Annotated in this window: 18 protein-coding genes and 5 pseudogenes; 9 read left to right on the top strand and 14 right to left on the bottom strand. The window is 57.3% G+C overall.

What is annotated here, in order from left to right; all coding sequences use genetic code 11:
• The 6 genes and pseudogenes from PGX04_RS18085 to PGX04_RS18065 all read left to right on the top strand — a co-directional run.
• Window positions 1–319 (top strand): annotated as a pseudogene (locus PGX04_RS18085) (DUF58 domain-containing protein); the annotation flags it as partial.
• A complete protein-coding gene (locus PGX04_RS18080) occupies window positions 316–849 on the top strand; it encodes a DUF7519 family protein (protein WP_273739788.1) in 534 nt (177 codons plus the stop codon). The pseudogene PGX04_RS18085 and the gene PGX04_RS18080, both read left to right, overlap by 4 nt.
• Before the next feature lie 54 nt (window positions 850–903).
• The gene (locus tag PGX04_RS18075; protein ID WP_273739787.1) at window positions 904–1,866 is read left to right on the top strand and encodes an AAA family ATPase; all 963 of its coding nucleotides are present in this window, start codon (window positions 904–906) and stop codon (window positions 1,864–1,866) included.
• A gap of 856 nt (window positions 1,867–2,722) precedes the next feature.
• Window positions 2,723–3,547, top strand: coding sequence for an IS5 family transposase (locus PGX04_RS18070; protein ID WP_273739786.1), 825 nt, complete (start codon window positions 2,723–2,725; stop codon window positions 3,545–3,547).
• A gap of 1,031 nt (window positions 3,548–4,578) precedes the next feature.
• Window positions 4,579–4,950 (top strand): annotated as a pseudogene (locus PGX04_RS34715) (DUF7718 family protein); the annotation flags it as partial.
• Window positions 4,951–5,043: 93 nt separating this feature from the next.
• Window positions 5,044–5,202, top strand: coding sequence for a hypothetical protein (locus PGX04_RS18065; RefSeq protein WP_273739785.1), 159 nt, complete (start codon window positions 5,044–5,046; stop codon window positions 5,200–5,202).
• 57 nt (window positions 5,203–5,259) lie between these two features.
• Here the strand turns inward: PGX04_RS18065 and PGX04_RS18060 are convergent, their stop codons facing one another.
• The 5 genes and pseudogenes from PGX04_RS18060 to PGX04_RS18040 form a co-directional block, all read right to left on the bottom strand.
• Window positions 5,260–6,252 (bottom strand): transposase, encoded by a 993-nt coding sequence (locus PGX04_RS18060; protein WP_273739784.1) that lies wholly within the window; start codon window positions 6,250–6,252, stop codon window positions 5,260–5,262.
• Window positions 6,253–6,304: 52 nt separating this feature from the next.
• Window positions 6,305–6,980: pseudogene (locus PGX04_RS18055) on the bottom strand (RNA-guided endonuclease TnpB family protein); the annotation flags it as partial.
• Window positions 6,884–7,170, bottom strand: a pseudogene (locus tag PGX04_RS18050) (P-type ATPase actuator domain-containing protein). The pseudogenes PGX04_RS18055 and PGX04_RS18050, both read right to left, overlap by 97 nt.
• 490 nt (window positions 7,171–7,660) lie before the next feature.
• Window positions 7,661–8,680, bottom strand: coding sequence for a polyprenyl synthetase family protein (locus PGX04_RS18045; protein ID WP_273739783.1), 1,020 nt, complete (start codon window positions 8,678–8,680; stop codon window positions 7,661–7,663).
• An 11-nt stretch (window positions 8,681–8,691) separates the two neighbouring features.
• Window positions 8,692–9,297, bottom strand: a complete 606-nt coding sequence (locus PGX04_RS18040) for a TetR/AcrR family transcriptional regulator (protein WP_273739782.1) — start codon at window positions 9,295–9,297, stop codon at window positions 8,692–8,694.
• A gap of 159 nt (window positions 9,298–9,456) precedes the next feature.
• Between PGX04_RS18040 and PGX04_RS18035 the strand changes: the two genes are divergently transcribed.
• Window positions 9,457–9,777: a TetR/AcrR family transcriptional regulator gene (locus PGX04_RS18035; RefSeq protein WP_273739781.1), complete on the top strand. Its 321-nt coding sequence runs from the start codon at window positions 9,457–9,459 to the stop codon at window positions 9,775–9,777.
• A 584-nt stretch (window positions 9,778–10,361) separates the two neighbouring features.
• Entirely contained in the window at window positions 10,362–11,039 is a 678-nt protein-coding gene (locus PGX04_RS18030; protein WP_273739780.1) for an IS6 family transposase, read from the top strand.
• A 6-nt stretch (window positions 11,040–11,045) separates the two neighbouring features.
• On the opposite strand, the pseudogene PGX04_RS34710 reads toward PGX04_RS18030, so the two are convergent.
• Window positions 11,046–11,141: pseudogene (locus PGX04_RS34710) on the bottom strand (PadR family transcriptional regulator); the annotation flags it as partial.
• Window positions 11,142–11,434: 293 nt separating this feature from the next.
• Here PGX04_RS34710 and PGX04_RS18020 point away from each other — a divergent pair.
• A complete protein-coding gene (locus PGX04_RS18020; RefSeq protein WP_273739779.1) occupies window positions 11,435–12,106 on the top strand; it encodes an IS6 family transposase in 672 nt (223 codons plus the stop codon).
• A 29-nt stretch (window positions 12,107–12,135) separates the two neighbouring features.
• Here the strand turns inward: PGX04_RS18020 and PGX04_RS18015 are convergent, their stop codons facing one another.
• The 8 genes from PGX04_RS18015 to PGX04_RS17980 all read right to left on the bottom strand — a co-directional run bounded on the left by PGX04_RS18015 (window position 12,136) and on the right by PGX04_RS17980 (window position 16,837).
• Complete coding sequence (locus PGX04_RS18015) at window positions 12,136–12,597, bottom strand: DUF4383 domain-containing protein (RefSeq protein WP_273739778.1); 462 nt, start codon at window positions 12,595–12,597, stop codon at window positions 12,136–12,138.
• 617 nt (window positions 12,598–13,214) lie between these two features.
• Complete coding sequence (locus PGX04_RS18010) at window positions 13,215–13,523, bottom strand: transposase (protein ID WP_273739777.1); 309 nt, start codon at window positions 13,521–13,523, stop codon at window positions 13,215–13,217.
• Window positions 13,524–13,555: 32 nt separating this feature from the next.
• Window positions 13,556–13,876 carry a hypothetical protein gene (locus tag PGX04_RS18005; protein WP_273739776.1) on the bottom strand — a complete coding sequence of 107 codons (321 nt, stop codon included), beginning with the start codon at window positions 13,874–13,876 and terminating at the stop codon, window positions 13,556–13,558.
• 422 nt (window positions 13,877–14,298) lie between these two features.
• Complete coding sequence (locus PGX04_RS18000; RefSeq protein WP_273739775.1) at window positions 14,299–14,664, bottom strand: TetR/AcrR family transcriptional regulator; 366 nt, start codon at window positions 14,662–14,664, stop codon at window positions 14,299–14,301.
• 87 nt (window positions 14,665–14,751) lie between these two features.
• Window positions 14,752–15,111 (bottom strand): gas vesicle protein GvpJ, encoded by a 360-nt coding sequence (gene gvpJ, locus PGX04_RS17995; RefSeq protein ID WP_273739774.1) that lies wholly within the window; start codon window positions 15,109–15,111, stop codon window positions 14,752–14,754.
• Window positions 15,101–15,868, bottom strand: coding sequence for a gas vesicle protein GvpL (gene gvpL / locus PGX04_RS17990; protein WP_273739773.1), 768 nt, complete (start codon window positions 15,866–15,868; stop codon window positions 15,101–15,103). The genes gvpJ and gvpL overlap by 11 nt, the downstream gene beginning before the upstream one ends.
• Entirely contained in the window at window positions 15,861–16,265 is a 405-nt protein-coding gene (gene gvpK, locus PGX04_RS17985) for a gas vesicle protein GvpK (RefSeq protein ID WP_273739772.1), read from the bottom strand. Before gvpK ends, gvpL begins: the two co-directional genes overlap by 8 nt.
• A complete protein-coding gene (locus PGX04_RS17980; RefSeq protein WP_273739771.1) occupies window positions 16,262–16,837 on the bottom strand; it encodes an aldehyde dehydrogenase family protein in 576 nt (191 codons plus the stop codon). The genes gvpK and PGX04_RS17980 overlap by 4 nt, the downstream gene beginning before the upstream one ends.
• Window positions 16,838–16,862: the final 25 nt, after the last annotated feature.

Below are 16,862 nucleotides of genomic sequence, written 5' to 3'. Positions count from 1 at the left end.
CGACGCGATCGGGCCCGAACCTCCCGCCTCACCGGGCGACGGCCTCGGTCAGTTCGACCGGCTCCCACCCGACGCGCAGCTACTCCTGTTCAGCCCGCTCTGTGACGACGCCATCCTCGACGTCGTGCGAACGATTCGCTCGAGCGGGGCCGCGGTGACCGTCGTCTCACCCGACCCGACGACCACGGCCTACCCCGCCGGAGCGATCGCCCACCTCGAGCGGTCGCTGCGGATCGACGCGCTGCACAACGCCGGCGTCTCGGTCGTCGACTGGGCGTGGGATCGTCCGCTCGAGGATGTGCTACGGAGGACACGATGAGCGCCACGAACCCGACCCCGCCTGACGGCTCACCGGCCCTACTCAGTAGCTGGCTCGCGGTCTGTCTCGCCGGCATCGCCTGGAGCGTCACCGTCCCTTGGTCGGGCCACGGGCTGGCGATCGCGTCGGTCGGCTGGCTCCTGCTCGGACTCGCGTTGCTGGTCGGCGATCGACTCGTCCTGACCATCGGCGGCGCGGGGCTCGTCCTCGGGACGTTCGTCGCTGCCGGCGACGGTGCAGGTGTCCTCGCCACCCTCGTGGGGACCACCGCGTCGGTACTGGCCTGGGACGTCGGCCAGCACGCGATCAGTATCGGCCGCCAACTCGGCCGGGCGGCGACCACCGTTCGCGCCGAACTCACACACGTACTCGCGAGCGTCACCACTGGCACGGTGATCGTCGTGCTCGCCGGCGCAGCCTCGGTACTCGTCACGGGCACCCAGCCGCTGGTCGCAGTGACGCTGCTCCTGCTCGGCGGCGGACTCGTGGCTGTCGTCTTCGGTCCGCGGGAGCTACTTTCGATTGAGTAGCCCTCGTGAGGAGCGAGCAAAACTGATTTATCGCGTCACGCGGTGGCGATCCCCATGGACGTATCCCGAGCGAGCGAGTTGAGCGACACCATCTGTGACGCGGTCGGCGATGCGGTGATCTGCGACCGAGACGTCCTCGAGACGATCCTCCTCGGCGCCGTCGGCCGCGGCCACGTCCTGCTCGAGGACGTCCCCGGCACCGGAAAGACCCTCACTGCCCGCAGTCTCGCCGACGTGCTCGGGCTCTCGTTCTCGCGCATCCAGTTCACCCCCGACCTCCTGCCCGCCGACGTCACCGGCACCCACGTCTTCGACGAACGCGAGGGCACCTTCGAGTTCAACGAGGGCCCCATCTTCGCGAACGTCGTGCTCGCCGACGAGATCAACCGCGCGCCGCCGAAGACTCAGGCCGCCCTGCTCGAGGCCATGGAAGAAGGACAGGTGACGACCGACGGCGAGACCCGACAGCTTCCGGAGCCGTTCTTCGTCGTCGCGACCCAGAACCCGATCGACCAGGACGGCACCTTCCCGCTCCCAGAGGCGCAGCTCGATCGGTTCCTCGTCAAAACCTCGCTCGGCTATCCCGACGAAGACGGCGAAGCAGACCTCCTCCGCCGACGCGCCTCGCGCGAACGAACAACCCCCAGCGTCGAGACCGTCCTCGAGGGCGACCAGGTTACCGACCTCCGAGCCGTCCCCGAGCAGATCCACGTCGACGACGACGTCCTCCAGTACGCCGTCGCCATCGCCAGAGCCACGCGAACCGCAACCAACGTCGATACCGGCGTCTCCCCACGCGGCACCCAGCGACTGTTCGAAGCAGCCCGCGTCGCCGCGACGATCGCCGACCGCGAGTACGTCACCCCCGACGACATCAGACGCGTCGCCCACCCCGTACTGGCTCACCGCCTCGTCCTCACACCCAAGGCGACCGTCAACGACGTCGACACCGACCACGTGCTCGAGACCGTCCTCGAGGCCGTCCCCGTCCCGACACTCGAGCAGCAGGCCCACTGATGGTCGCGTATCGATAGACTACGTCTAATTGGTGCGAACATGGCTGAGTACGTCTGTTCACCCCACGACTGCCAGATGGTCGGCGAGATCCAGGTCGAATAATACCCCACCCGCGGTCCCATAGCCACCGGCCACCGACTTCTCACAGCAGCCCCACTCATTGTCCACCCAAGAGTTCGGAACTCTGCCGTTCCCACACTGGTCGATCGGCTTCCCCGTCCGAACTATAGCTATCGTTCTCGTCGTCAGACCCTCCTAAGTGAACGGTGCAAACGTCTACCCCTTCAATCGGGATTACCGGATTCTTGCACCGGCTTCCGTCCGTATTTGGATGGTTGCACTTCGGACGGTCACAATGCGCAGACGTCTCTGCTTGCTCGAACTCTCCTAACGTGGCCTGCTCTGCGCTCATGCTATCGCCCCCTTGGTTCCGTAACCGCTGTCTGTGATATAGACGGACCTATTGAGACAGTCGCCTCAGTATCAGGTTCACCAGTGCCGGTCAACCGAGCGGCCAACTTGATCCACTTTCCAAACTCATGATTATTCAATAAGGAGAACGGATCCTGTGGGTAGAACAATACGCCGCCTACGTCGTCGGGATCTCCCCATAGCACCCCGGTGGTAGCACAGTCTCGAGGAACGAATCAACCGCTTCGATGAACTCTGCATTGACGAACTCAGAGACGACTTGGTTACGGCGTTCCTCTGCCGTTTTGAACGAGATATTGAGCCGCCAGCCAAGCGGACCGATTGAGACAAGCGAGAGTCCTTCTAAGGCGGCCGTGTTCAATAGCGGTCTAATCAGCTGTTATCATGGAGTAGAAGGGCGAAGCCGAGGAAATCGGTTCTGTCTATGGAAGCCGATCTCCTCAACTTCGTTGAGCAGTGTCGTCGTCTAGTCAAACAAGCGTTGGGGAAGCACGCGGGCGAGCCCGCCAGCGGCGGGTTCGCCCGCTGTAAACACGTCGTGCTGCACTGTCTCCGGCTCGAAGACGACCACAGCTACCGCGAAACACCGAATCGGCTGAAGTACATGGCCGAGATTCGTGACGCACTCGGCTTAGACCGGGACGACCTCCCGGACTACAGCACAATCTACAAATCGTTCGACCGGCTGAAAATGTGGGTGTGGCGGGCGCTGCTGCGCGGAAACGCACAGCAGCACCCGCAGTCTGGCCACGCGCCACTCGACAGCACGTTCTTCGACCGCCGCTCGGCCTCGTCGTACTACCGCCAGCGGTCGGGAAGTAACGTCCAAACACTGAAAGTAACGACACTAACCGATAGAGAGTCTCTTGCTGTCCTCGACGTACACATATCTGCCCGGTGGAAACACGATACGAAGACCGGGCTGCAGGTCGTCCGCCGGAATGCGGACGACCTGCTATCTGTCGCCGCCGACAGAGCCTTCCACAACTGGGTCACGAAGTACGAGTTCTACGCGCTCGGTGTCGAACCACTCATTCTCCAGCGTGGGTCAAGGCCGTTGACGCTAGGACACAACGCACTCATCCGGGCAAAAGACTACTCTCAGCGCTGGATGGCCGAAACTTCGTATTCGACAACGAAGCGCTCGCTCGGCGATGCCGTGCGAGCACTGGGCTGGTATCGGCAGTTCCGTGAAATTGTCCTCATGTTCGCCCTCTCGAACATAGAACCACTCTGTGAGCCACTCTAACCGTGACTCAGCATCTATTCAACACGGCAGATAATGGGTAGCTGGGAGCGGTTCATCTCATCGATCGGTACTGGCCGCATTATCGTTGTTCTCGGTAGCCTGTATACTCTACTGGCAGTCACATTGAGGGCGTCATAGAACAGTTCGCATACCCCTGTCTCGAATTGATAGATACAGAGGAACGACTGAACGCTAACTACAGGTAGAAACCAATTAATAAGCCGTCTACTTATCTATTCTATGAAACGCCGTCGGTTTCTCGCTGCCTCCAGTTTTGCTCTCCTCCCGCTGTCAGGTTGTATCGCCAAACCGGGTGAGAATGGGGGACTACTAGAGATATTGGAGACACAGGCGCCGCCTGAGGCAACGATTACGCCATCTAGTGGCAAGCGGATTCGTACTGTAGAACCTATTCAGACGGCCCTTGACCGAGCAAGTGCAAGTGAGAGTGGGACAGCGGACCTGCAGGTTAATAAATCGGAATTTGATACCACTGCGACTGCACTTTCCTCGTTGCCGTGGTACGAACGCGAAGACGATTCCCCATCCGGGATATATCTTCGCCACGACGGTTCTACATACGTTGCATCGCTGTGGCCCTACTGCGTCAATTCAGTTCTCGGGAGCGCAGAGAGCGAACGAGGCGTCTACGGTCGGGGTGGTTGTCTAAATCCCGAAGAACGCCCCGGTAACTCCTGAACCCACGGCAACTCCTCGGATGTTAATCGTCTCCGTTTGATGTGTTTGCGATCTCTACAAGGAGTTGTTCCGGTAGATTCGCAACACCCACTGAGTAGAAGTCTTGTCCTCGATAGTCCTGAAATCAACCGCCTTGTGAACTCTTCTATAACACCCTCCAAAGGAGTACAATCCCTCGTCAAGGTCTGACTCACGCGAAATGCGCAAGCGGCTCGAAGAACTTGATCCAGATGATGTCGGGTGACCAGCGATGGTGGGACTTCAGGCACGCGAAGGAACATCGGCAGTGCGAATGAGTAAGACCCATCAAGCGGTTGTGAGTGCATTTTCCCATGACCGGCCCCACTCCCCCGACAGGATACGATGTTTCTAAGGCCGTTCAGGCTGGCCGACGCGACTGCCAGATCACCGTAGGGTTCGATCGGCAACAGGGGCATATCCCTCGCTTTCTCGTACAGCTCCACTACATCAAATCCACGAGCCCGCTCCGGTGGAAGGACATCGCCCGAATAGACCATAACGAAACGTCCACGACAGGCCACAACGTCTATCGAGAGGGACTACACGTTGACGTTGACCGACGCTCAAGCAAAGAAGTGCAGTTGAAGTTGCGACATGGCCCACTCCCACGGCTTTGTGGGACTGTTATCCGTGGCTGTGTGGACTATTTCAAACGTGAGGCTGCCTATTTCATCAACGTCTACGAAGAGCAGCAGGCACCCGGCGGTCCACCTGGCTGGCCCGATGGAGGAGAGCCGACACGCAACTTTATCCGTCCGGATACGGTAAGGAGAGATATGGATAGGAAGTCGAGTGCCGAAGAACCACTTTCGTCCAAGGAGCTTACTGAGCTACTGGCTCAGTCGGAGGACACGACGCCCGAAGAGATTGAACAGGGCGCTGCTAACCTCGAGATCGCCCCGCCGGAAGAGGCGATGGTCGTCGAGGACGAGTAACTTTGATTTGCTGCCGTGGTTTTCTGCTTGTGCCTTGAGGGAGTCATAGAACTCTTCTCACACCGTGATGATCGTGCTTCCCGGATTGTCTCCGCGTTCGTAGTTGGTGATTGCGACGACAAGGCGAAGGCACAGCGCGAGGAACACCTGCGCTCGTGCGTGGACGCGGCCTCGGGCGAACGCACGCCCGAGGCCGCAGTCCTTGACTGATTCGTTAGTTCGTTCAACTCCTGTGCGGCGATTGTACGTCTCGTCTAGCGTCGATTGCTTCAGTTGAACGTCTTCGCTGTGTTCGTCGATGCGGTCTGCGATTCTATACTCGATGTCTTTCGGCTCATCGGTGTTTCGCGCGTTGTACGGGGCGACTGGCACGACCCCTGCGGCCAGCAGGTGGTCGTGCCAGTCGAGCGTGTCGTAGGCGCTGTCACTGACCATCCAGATCGGCTTGGCGACGGTGAGCGCGTCACGTGTGACGCGCATCGCCGTCTCCTCTGGCGCTTGTTTACTCTCTGTGAACTCCGCCGTGATCGGGATCTTTTGCCCGGTCGAGACGATCGTATAGCCGTAGCCGTAGTAGTACTCGTCGTCGGTTGGATCGTAGCATTTTGAGGCGTCTTGATCGGCGGGCATCGCCCTCACGTCAGTTGAATCGATACAGTAGGTCACGTTGAGCAGGCCGCCCGCCGCGGCCTGCTCGACGAGTTGGTCGAAGACCTCGTCGACGACGTGTTCGAGGTCGGTGAGAAAGCGATCGACCGCGTCTCTCGACGGCAGTCGATCGAACCCACAGCTCAGCCAGACAACCGTGTTCCGAAGCTCTCGTTCAACGGGATGAATGCCGTAGATGTCGTGGTAGTAGCAATGGAGGAAACCACGCATCAACTCTGGTGGTTCGTGGTCTCGTGTTCGCCCCGTCTCCGCCGGGGCGAACACGTCGAACTCTTCGAGAAACTCGAAGGAAAGGTGTTCAAACAACGCTAACGTCTCGGTCTCCGCGACATTGAAGAACGACTCTACCGAAGGATCATCTTGCAGGGTCGCTGAACTCATCCACCTCAGCGTTCACCCTGCTCTTTGGTGTGCCACTCGTTCTATGACACCCTCAGCCGTTACTCCTATCCTCACCGTGAGGTCTCGGAGTTATCTTCTGGCGCATGTTCTCCGCCCCGTTACAATCGGCGTTCCCGACTAACTCACACGATGAGCAGACGTACAAGCCACGTTCGACACGGTTCGACTTCGTGTCATCACCACACCGTGAACACGTCTTCGAGGTGTCCCACTCGTTCTCCTTCAGCACTTCAACGCCACGTATCTCGCCCTTGTATGCGAGGTACTGGTAGATGCGGTCGAACGCCCAGGAGTGTAACTTCTTGTTCCCGTCTTGCCCCAGTCTGACGCACGTACGTCCTCAGGCCAACTCACCGCAAGCGTGCCAACACCGCGTTCGACACACTCGGTGATGATGGTGTCCGTGAGAACGTGGTAGAAGTGCGTCTCGCAGTCTGCGAGTTTCCGACGCGCCCACATCGACGTCTCTGACAGGCCATTTCACCCTCGGTGTCGTACTCTGCGCGGGTGAAGTAGTGCTTGTCCTGCTTGAGCGAGTTACCGGGATACAGAACGTATTCGTCGGGAAACGCGACCGTGGCGATGTTCGTGATGCCGAGGTCGACGCCTGCTACTCCATCGCCTGCGGAGTCGTAGGTTTCGAGTTCGACTTTACAGACGAAGTGCAGTTCCCACCCATCGCCGTTCCAGACGGCTCGAACTCGAGGACACCTTCCTGATTGACAGTACCGGCAAACACCTGGTCATCCTCTTGCTTATCGACGGTGGTGGATTCGCCGGTGACAGCTGCCTGATAACAGTGGAGCGACCATCGATGACCCGTCCGTAAGTCGGAATCGATTTACCGGGTTTGACGCGGAAGACGTCACCCACGTCAAGCTTCCGTGCGGGAACCATCTGTGTGCTTCCGTCTGTGATGAGCCGAGCCTATTCGAGATCGAGATCGAGTAGGCTTCGGATCGATGCTCGCGTTCACGTGAACGTGTATTCCTCGACGCCTTCTGCAGCGCCGTAGAGAATGACGAGGAACACTGCTTCCTCCCAGAGCCCGAGGAACGCTGCACCGGCGATCGTGGCTAACATCAGAATCTCGATATCAATCTCGAACTTACCAACCAGTTCCTCGATTCCTTCTTATGCCCAGTGGAATCCACCGAGCAGCATCGCTGTCACGTATAGCCCGTTCTCTGCCACCAATGGCAGGGAGGCGAAGTTGACTGGCACGATGTTTTATGAATATCCTGGCCGTCTGAAGACCTGGGACCGTGAATCAAGGCATCATCCGGTGGTACGGGTCACCTGCAGCACTTCGTAGTTGAGGCACGGTCCCCCTCTCTATTTGGCTTCTCTCCGCTTTGTTTGTCACTCGCGGGCGAATACTCGACGTTCAGGAGAGCGTTGAGCGAGCTCGATCCACGATCTCCGTAAGCATGAGTTGTGGCCGCGAATTTCCAATGTGCTCGACGTGAGCTCTCGCATCGTCTAACCGTCGATCGACACAATGCCGGAGGTTGTTTGCATCGACGCGACGAACCGGAATGTGAGCTGTAGACTTGAACACGGGTGTCCCAGCGAGCAATGCTTCGCCACCCCTAATGTCCCCGCCTTCACAAGTTCCAGCGGTATCATGAGCGTCACAGCGTGAATCTCCGGTGTCGCTACGGTGAGTTCCTCCCCGTATACTCCACGGGATATCTATATTCCCCCTATAGTCGTTAGTGGAGGATGAGTGGGCGAGACTGTTCGCGTCGACTGCTAATCGGATCGCTGCGCCGAGATTTCGACCGAATGACGCAAGATGTGTGAGCAGTTCGTCCTCGCCGTCACCAAGAAGTCCGCCGATTGTTGCACTCCCCCACCAGAGGGTAGCATCCGCTTCGATGAACCGGAGATAGTCGTCCAACTGGACGATGGGTTGCCCCGCCAGCTCCTGTCTAAGGGCGTTGCCTTCGCAGATCTGCCGGCTCACAGCGAGGAATCGTTGCAGGCACGATTGACGCCGGGTATGCGGCGTCTCGGTTTCGAGAAGGAGTTCGACCGCTCTGGTGTGGAGAAGATCGCCAGCCAAGATTTGATTCGATATCTGACAGTTATCGTCCGTGTCTGAATCGCGGACGTCACTCGTCTCTACTGTAATGATATTCCCGTGCGTACGGGCAAAGGCGGCGAGATATTCGACTGCGAGCGCGGCGGATGTCCACTGATCGTACTCGGTGGCGTCGGACGTACACGCTTCCGCAGCTGTCAGAAGCGTGACGCCGAGGAGATGGTTCGTCTGTTCGAGCCACTGTTGGGCGGTTGTATAGATTGATGGCGAAGAATTGGCAGTCGGCTGGTCGGCAAGCACGGACTGGATCGTAGCTCTCCGATCTGCAAGCGCATCGTCTGCAGGAATGTCACTCTCCATTTCTGGTGAGATTACTTGACCAGCTCTTGGTCGTCGACGAGGACCCGCTCGGCGAGATAGTCCTGGAGCTCCTCGTTGACCGTGGTCAGCACGTCGTCGTCATCAAGAACGATCCTCCGCGTTCGTGCGCCGTCGATCGTCGAGAGCAAATAGGTGGCTGTTCGATCCGGATCGACGTCCTGGAAGACGCCGTCTTCGATGCCGCGCTCGATGATTCCCGCGAGGAGGGCCGTGAGTTCTTCATCATTGGCCCGGAGCTGGGCCCGATACGCGTCACGATAGGGTGCTTGCGAGCGCAGCTCCAGCATCGCCGTCTGGAACTCCTTGTAGTCGTCCGGGCCGAAGACCAGTTTCTCCAGAATCGTGGTCAACTGTGCAGCCGGGTTCTCGTCGTCACGTAACTGGACTTTCTCGTGGAAACTCTCGAGGAGGTATTCGAGGAAGGCGACGAGCAGGTCTTGCTTCGTGTCGTAGTAATAGTGGAGGATCGCTTTGCTTTTTCCCGTCTCCTCGGCGATTGCCTTCATCGTGAGGTCAGCATATCCGTGCTTGCAGAGGGCCCGGTACGTCGCCTGCATGATCGCTTCGTGGGCCGCTTCGGTGTCGCCCTCGCTCATCTTAACTGACCAGTTAGTCAAGGATCCTCAAAGGCATTTCGGTTGTAGGGTGCGCAGTCTGTCGCCATCTTTTCCTGAAGCAACGGAAGGGTTCTAAAAACTGGGAGTGACCCCTCTAATGGACAAGAACTATCCCATTCTCCCTCTAAGATCGATGCCATGACGAGTTCTTTCCGTGAGAGAGTCTCCTCCGATACGGAAGCAGAATTCGCCGCGGCCACCTATCGCGCCCTTTGCAGGCATGGTCATGCGAATCTCACAATATTAGGGATAAATGGCGAATATTCGAAGAGTCCGTCTCTCATCTACCACCACTCCGACAGCAAAGATGAACTGGTTGCCACCAGTCTCGATGTACTCCTCGAATATGTCGAAACCACGTTCGAAGAGCACATGCAAGCCCGTAACAGCGGCGACGCTGGTAGTCGATTGGAACGGGCGTTAGACTGGCTTTTTCGAGAATGGTCCGCTGAGAAATGACTATTCACCGTCCTTCTGCTCTAACTTCGAGCCCAGGCACGACACGATGACCGACACCACGACCGCATCACGGACTCCGAACAGGTGTTCCACGAATATCTTGCGACAAGAATCCAGCAGGATACCGAGGTCGATGTGCTCTAATCCGCCGATCCTGATGCTACAGCCACCTTCATTTTGACGGCAACAAGCGAATTCCTTGTTCAGCAACGAAGAGATCCAACCAGCATCTGTGCGTACTGAACTCGAACGATATCTCGATACCGTCTCTCAGAGGTGAATCGCATCAGCTACGTTGGAGACCTTCTCCCTCGTTTGATGTATCCGATTTGTTCTGTACTCACTCGACGAAGACGTGTAGTCCGCTCGCGTTGTTTGAGAGATACTAGTTTTCCCAATACATTGCGCCTGAAACGTTCGTCGTGCCTGTGGCGTCAAAGTGTAGCTGTTCGTTCGGTCGTCGAGTTTTCCCTTTTCTAAGCCTTCCTCGACGAGACTATCAAGACTCGAATACAATCGATCGAGGGGCACTGTCTAGTTGAGCCAGTTTGAGAAGTGAGTAGGTCGTACTGTTGAGTTGGTTGATGCTCGCAGACCTGCTCAGCGGGAGCTACGAGGCGGATTTAGAAGAATCTTGGGAGAACGAGCGGACGGCGACGCCCGTCAGGGCGTTCGCCGTCCGCTTCCATCAGACCGGTTGTTCGCTTCGAGAGACAACAACGATTCTCGCTGAATTAGGCGTTGAACGCTCTCACGGTGCGGTTTGGAACTGGGTACATCGACTGGCTGACAGCGGACGCGACCCGCCGACGGCATCGCCGTCGCGGGTCGCTGTTGACGAGACTGCTGTCAAGATTAACGGCGAGTGGTCTTGGCTGTACGCTGCAATAGACATCGAGACAAAGTTGATTCTCGATGTCGCGTTATTTAGTCGGCACGGTACCGATCCGGCAGCTGCGTTTCTGCATGGACTCCGCGAGAAACACGATCTCTCAGATGCTGAGTTTCTCGTCGACCAATTCGGCTATCGGACTGCCCTTGCTCGATTAGGATTAAGCGGTCGGACCAACTATACCGAGCGAAACCTGATCGAAAAGTGGTTTCACACCCTCAAAATGCGGATCGACCGCTTCCATAATTCATGGGTGGGCAGTCGGACGAGCGTCCGAGAATGGCTTGAACAATTCGTGCATTACTACAACCACCAGAGACCGCATCAATCTCTCGGTGGAAAAACGCCGGTTGAGAAGGTGCAGAACTAGACAGTGACGATCGAGGTTTACTTTCGTTTCGTAATACGCGTCGAGTTCTTCCTTGATTGCAAGGCCGTATAGTTCATCAAGTCCTGCGTTCACGTACAGGATGTCACGCTAGAAGGCTGTCATCCCGTTCATCGTGTCTGACTGACAATCGGTCGTGAGGTAATTGTTACGCTATCGAAATCCATATCCTGCTGGAATTACAAGCCCCAATTGGTACGCTTGAAAACAGCGTGCCAACCCGACGCCAGTCAGAGGCACCCCCTTCGTTCACATCCCGTCGCAGTCGGCCCATTACCCTCACCCGACTGTCTTTACGAGCTTTGGTTTCCCTCTTCGGGCACCGTCTAGTTAGCGCAGTTTGAGGAATGAGCAGGTCATAGAGTTAGTTTGAATCCATGCTCACAGACCTGCTCAGAGAGAGCTACACGGCGGAATTTGATGAATGTTGGGAGCGTGAGCGGACGGCGACGCCCGTTAGGGCGTTCGCCGTCCGGCTCCACGCGACCGGTTGTTCGCTACGAGAGACACAAGCAATTCTTTGCTCACTCGGCGTTGAACGGTCTCACCAAGCAATCTGGCACTGGGTACATCGGCTGGCTGACAGCGTTCCAGACCCGCCGACGGCAAAGCCGTCGTGGGTCGCGGTTGATGAAACCGCTGTCAAGATTAACGGCAACCGATCTTGGATGTACGCTGCAATAGACCTTGACATGAAACTCATTCTCGACGTCGCGCTCTTTGGACGGCGAGGCACCGATCCAGCTGCTGCGTTTCTGCATGGACTTACCGAGAAACACGATCTCTCTGAGGTTGAGTTTCTCGTCGATGGTGCTGGCTATCTGACTGCCCTCTCGATTAGGATTGAGCGGTCATCTCAACTACATCGATCGAAACCACATCGAAAAGTGTTTCACACCCTCAAAATGCGGGTTGACCGCTTCCACAACTCGTGGGTCGGCAGTCGGGCAAGCGTCAGAGAGTGGCTTGAACAGTTCTCACACTACTATAACACGCAGCGACCACACCAGTCACTCAACGGACAGACGCCAGCGGAGGTGCTAAACTAGACAGTGCCCGCCGATCACTCGAGTGTCTGTTACTGAGAGTCTGACTGGATGACGGTAAGGAAGCTGAATGCAGAGAGCAAGATGTGGCCGAGATTCGCCCACCAATTCATGGCAACTCCTCCAATTATATGGATATCTCGATCAAACTTGACTTCCTTCCAAACGGCGGCAGAGAACAGACCGAAGAAGGCTGTACAGAATCCCATATACTGATAGGATGACTCAGCGTTGCGGCTCGCCTGCACACCGAGCACCCCAAACATAATATGAAGCAGATTATGTCCAGCATTGACCGCGACCAGACCTAAGAACAATCCAGGTTTCATGTTAATCAACCCCCGATCGTCGTTACCCTTCACTGCTGGACCAGCGAATCCAATTATCCCGATAAGGGCGTTCAGCACGCCGATTCCCCGAGCTCCAGTCTGAATGTCAGACAGTTCATCTTTCGTCTGTTGGTCTTCGCCAAGAAGGGTACGCTCGAAAGACATAGACCTCTGTATCGAGTATACAGGATCAGTTGTGAAGTACCTTCGGTCCTTCACTGAATTCGCCGTAAGTGAACTACCCCTGCTACTCGTCTGCGGTGACGCGTTCGCTCCTTGGGGCAGGGGCTTCTGTCGAGGGTCACCCATATCCGGGAGGCATATTCGGCGTGGGGTGTCCACAGTCCGCTCTACACTCTCATCGGACTCGAACAAGTCCAAATTGGACTTACCTGTAGCCTTTCGAGCCATGTTCCCCGCATCATTCACGTCGGCGTTATAGCGTATCACGTCTGACGCCTCGAACAGGCTAGACACGCTCGCCAACGTACTCGTCGTGATGTTCGACAGATTCCACGTCATAGAACGAGCATTTCGACGTGTAGGATTCGGCACTAACTCGAACGCAATGCCTCGGGCGTCGAGTTTGTGCTTCAGCTTCTGTTTCAACGTGTCGAACGGAATCTGGACAAAATTCTGGTTCGTCCTATCACCGAGGTTCCGTTCTGTTTCCACCCTTTCCCATCACCGACGTACACCGTCTCGATATGGTTATCGATACAGTAGTCGATGAGAGTACGAACCGTCTTGTTGAGGTAGTCGTTGACGACGTACCGACGCTTCTAGTATAATCGTTCGATACGACGAGTCGTGCTCTCGATACCTTGCTTGTCCTTGATGGACTGGTAGTGGGCGATACGTTTGTTGAACCACCGATTTTGAGATATAAGGTGCCGACCACCCACGATGAACGAGTGGCCTCGATGGTCAACGCACATCGCCAGATTGACAACGCCAAGGTCGATACTGAGCCACGACCCATCAATTGCCGCTACTTCCTCTACGTCCTGCTCGTACAGCACACGGTACTTGAAGTATTGCGTGTCGGCCTTCGGGGGAATTTGGACAGGCTTGATGTTCACGTCCTGCACCGCGTCGTAGGTGAACAGGATTTGAATCTCGGTCAGGTCGCAGTCGAACTCGTCGCGGTACGCTCGCGGAACTCCGAGCCGAATGTGGTCGTCGTTGACCTGAAACGACTGTGGGGGGTATCGAGCGTGTAGAACCCGTCTTTCGGCAGGTACGATGGGGGACTCACGTCGGCGTCGTACTTGTTCTCCCCAAGATTGAAGAACGACGTGAATCCCCTATCGACCTGCTTCATCGTCTGTTGAGCGACCTGACTCGGGAGTACCTCGTAATTCCAGGTGCTCTTCAACTGGTCGTAGGCGCCGTAGTAATTGAGGAACTCGCCGTTGTCGAAGTAGCTCTGTCGAACTTCCATCGAGAGGATGCCCACGAGTTAGAGCGTTTTGTTGGAGAGGTTTTCAAGAGATGGCTCAGACTCCGCAGTACCTTGTACTCGTCGGCGGACAGCCCACGAAGGTTCTGCTAGAGTGTCTGGACTAGTCTATTACGCTATTTGTTAAAACCAATGGTGACTGTTTAGATTCAGGGCGTTCGCTGGTTAATGACGGCGGAGAAGACCCCTTCCTCAAGGAGCAACGCAGGCCGAAGGCCGAGTAGCGCAGTAGGGCGGGGTCTTCTCCGCCTACATTTAGATAAACCGGCGACCGGTTCCGGATCGACGTTGCGGAAGACGCCGCTGTTGATGCCCTGTTGGATTATCCGAACGAGACGAGTCCGAATCATCTCGTCCTCACAAAGCAGTTCAGTTCAGAACGACTCGTCGTGAATTGCCTGCGCCTACAGTTCGACGAACACATCGGCCACCGCCATCTCGAGGGTGCTGTCCGTCGACGAATCGGCCCCTTCTGAATCGACTGAAAGGAGGTCAATAAGCCGCTGCAACTCCGCTCGTGGGTCCTCTGCAGTATCATCGAGCGGGGAATCGAGGTACCACTTGAGGAAACGGCTCAGAAAGTCCAGTAGCAGGTCGTTCTTGCCCTTGTAGTGATTGTAGAGCGCGGACTTGCTCAGGCCCGCTTCGTCCGCGATCTTCGCGATCGAGAGGTCCGCGTAGCCGTATTCCAGCAGAACCTGGTACGTCGACTGCATGATGACGTCGACGGTGTCCGTCGCTTCCGCACCGAACCGAGTGGAGTCAGCCATAGACTAGTACGTGTCGTAGACCTTGCTTAGGACCTTAAGAGACGGATCGACTTACGACAGGACATCGATTAGTCGAGCGGCACCGAGCTACTGTCGATTCCCTGTTTCAGGGGTCGATTCGACCGACTTCTCTCGAGTGTTGCGTTCATCGCCACCGTCAATCGGCTCGCCGTCCGCGTTGATTCCGTTGACCGTCTTGTCATCGGTTTCCAGCGTCTCGGCGAGATAGTCGTTATCGATGTGAGCCATCGCGGGCTCCCACTCGGTCATGATGCCGTACTCGATCATCGTCTCGACGTTGGCGATTGCCGCCTGCAGCCGTACGGCGACGAGGGGAACGTCGTTGACGGTGATTAGCAGATCGGCGTTCAAGATCGCCCCCTTGTTTAATGCACGATTCAGCAGTCCGGCGAGGCCCTCGTCGGCCGATTCGGTTTCAGGTTCCATGATTCTTGGTGGCGGTTCCGAGTGAGCCAACGAACGAGTACGGGTGCCACGGGCCGGTGAAAACCACGTCGACGCCCGGTTCGTCGTCAATCTCGCTCAGGACTCGTTTCAGGCCGTCGATCTCTCCGTCTGCGACGAGACACGATGCCGTGAGAACGTTTTGACCTCGGTCGTCTCCGCCACGATCGAGTTCCTCTTCCATGATCTCGTCGACGACCGCCTCGATTCGCGGGAAGTACGTCTGAAAGCGCTCCTTCGTGCGTTCGGCGCGCTCTCGTTGGCGCTGCTTCTCTCGTTTCTTCTGGTCAAAATACGCCATCCCGGAATCACGAGCCCCCGTCGAGTCGGGAGCTGGCTCGGTCTCCTCGAGCAGTACGTCTTCATCACAGTAGATCCGGACGCCGTACTCCTCCGTTCCGGCCAGAACATTCAATCTGTTCCTGATCTGGCTCCGATGCTCGGTGAGAAACGTTCGGAGGGACGCTTCGTCCTCGAAGATCGTATCGAACGTCATCGGGAGCGGCGTTCCGAGCGCGTCCGCCGCGCGTTCGATCGTTCTATTGTGCTGTTTGACCCACATTTCTGCCTGTGCTCGGTCGTCGGTATCGTACGCTTCCGATGGACAGTCGTTGACGACGGCACCGATGCCGTCCTGAACGAGGACGGACACCGGCTCCTCGTCGATTCCTGTCCCGAGTGTCTCTCGGTCCTCGTCCGTCGAATCGACGATACAATAGGTGTACTTGCTCTCAGTCATTCGTCTTCCCTTCGTTAGCCTCTGGTGGTGATCGCTCTCCCTCAGAGACACCGTCATCGACTGCTCGGACGGAGTCTCCCTCCTGTGCTTCGATCTCACGAGCCCACTCGGCTGGGTTGAGCGCCGTGTTGAGGACGTCGTCGACCGTTCGGTCGAGCTGGTCTTTCGTCTCTGAGGCCGTCTCCTCGATATTCTGTTCCTCCTCGATCTGCTGGATGGTCTCCTCGAGGTCCATCAGCGACTGGCCGAGCTGTTCGGCCGACTCGTCGTCGAGAACGCCCTTCTCGACCAATTCGAGCGCCTGCTGGTCGATTACCTCCTTGATTATTTCGACGAGCGCCATAATGAGCCCGAGCAGTCCCTGCTCGAGTTCCTCCTCATCGACTTCGATCGTCACGAAACAACCACCTTCTCGTCGCGGAGCGACTCGAGAGCGGAGTGATCCCTGGGTTCGCCAGTGAACCACCACTCGAACGTGACGACCGTACCGGTCCGGGAGTCGACCCCTCGCCGTTCGAACTCGAGTACCGACTCGTCGAGGGTTTTCTGCGCGACCGCATTGAGCTGCTCTCGGACCACGGTGAGTGTTTCCGTGTCGGTCACCGCGCTGATCAGCGTCGTCAGCTCCCGGATCGATGCGTGTTCGTTGTGCCAGCAGTACTCGAGAACGGCGAGACTGCGATCGTCGAGCGCTCGCAGGAATTCGTACACCGCCGCCTTCCGGGACACGCCGAGTGCGGATTGCAACGCGTCGACCGTTCTGGAGACTCGAGTAATCGTTCGTCTGGCGGACTCGGACTCGGCGTACGCTCGGGTGACGATTCGACGTCGCTCGTCCCGAGTAAGCGGTTCCGGCGCTCGATCCGGACCGATCGGCTCGCTCGCCGTCGTTCGGAGGTGGCGGCGATACTGTCGGAGCTCCGCTCGGGAGAGGACGCAAGAGACGCGGTCGAGTTCACTGCTGTTCATGGGTTCGGTGAGAGTGTGCGTTCGA

Source organism: Natrinema soli, assembly GCF_028618695.1.
Note: the sequence above shows the minus strand (reverse complement) of the source record. Positions and strands in the feature narration are given on the sequence as shown.

Bases quoted from the DNA above. Each gene is read 5' to 3' on its own strand.
- PGX04_RS18020 (WP_273739779.1), top strand. From the start codon at position 11,435: ATGCTCACAGACCTGCTCAGAGAGAGCTACACGGCGGAATTTGATGAA.
- gvpL (WP_273739773.1), bottom strand. From the start codon at position 15,868: ATGACTGAGAGCAAGTACACCTATTGTATCGTCGATTCGACGGACGAG.
- PGX04_RS18005 (WP_273739776.1), bottom strand. From the start codon at position 13,876: ATGGAAGTTCGACAGAGCTACTTCGACAACGGCGAGTTCCTCAATTAC.
- gvpJ (WP_273739774.1), bottom strand. From the start codon at position 15,111: ATGGAACCTGAAACCGAATCGGCCGACGAGGGCCTCGCCGGACTGCTG.
- PGX04_RS18030 (WP_273739780.1), top strand. From the start codon at position 10,362: ATGCTCGCAGACCTGCTCAGCGGGAGCTACGAGGCGGATTTAGAAGAA.
- PGX04_RS18035 (WP_273739781.1), top strand. From the start codon at position 9,457: ATGACGAGTTCTTTCCGTGAGAGAGTCTCCTCCGATACGGAAGCAGAA.
- PGX04_RS18060 (WP_273739784.1), bottom strand. From the start codon at position 6,252: ATGAGTTCAGCGACCCTGCAAGATGATCCTTCGGTAGAGTCGTTCTTC.
- PGX04_RS18075 (WP_273739787.1), top strand. From the start codon at position 904: ATGGACGTATCCCGAGCGAGCGAGTTGAGCGACACCATCTGTGACGCG.
- PGX04_RS18080 (WP_273739788.1), top strand. From the start codon at position 316: ATGAGCGCCACGAACCCGACCCCGCCTGACGGCTCACCGGCCCTACTC.
- PGX04_RS18015 (WP_273739778.1), bottom strand. From the start codon at position 12,597: ATGTCTTTCGAGCGTACCCTTCTTGGCGAAGACCAACAGACGAAAGAT.
- PGX04_RS18045 (WP_273739783.1), bottom strand. From the start codon at position 8,680: ATGGAGAGTGACATTCCTGCAGACGATGCGCTTGCAGATCGGAGAGCT.
- PGX04_RS18000 (WP_273739775.1), bottom strand. From the start codon at position 14,664: ATGGCTGACTCCACTCGGTTCGGTGCGGAAGCGACGGACACCGTCGAC.
- PGX04_RS18065 (WP_273739785.1), top strand. From the start codon at position 5,044: ATGGATAGGAAGTCGAGTGCCGAAGAACCACTTTCGTCCAAGGAGCTT.
- PGX04_RS17980 (WP_273739771.1), bottom strand. From the start codon at position 16,837: ATGAACAGCAGTGAACTCGACCGCGTCTCTTGCGTCCTCTCCCGAGCG.
- PGX04_RS18040 (WP_273739782.1), bottom strand. From the start codon at position 9,297: ATGAGCGAGGGCGACACCGAAGCGGCCCACGAAGCGATCATGCAGGCG.
- PGX04_RS18070 (WP_273739786.1), top strand. From the start codon at position 2,723: ATGGAAGCCGATCTCCTCAACTTCGTTGAGCAGTGTCGTCGTCTAGTC.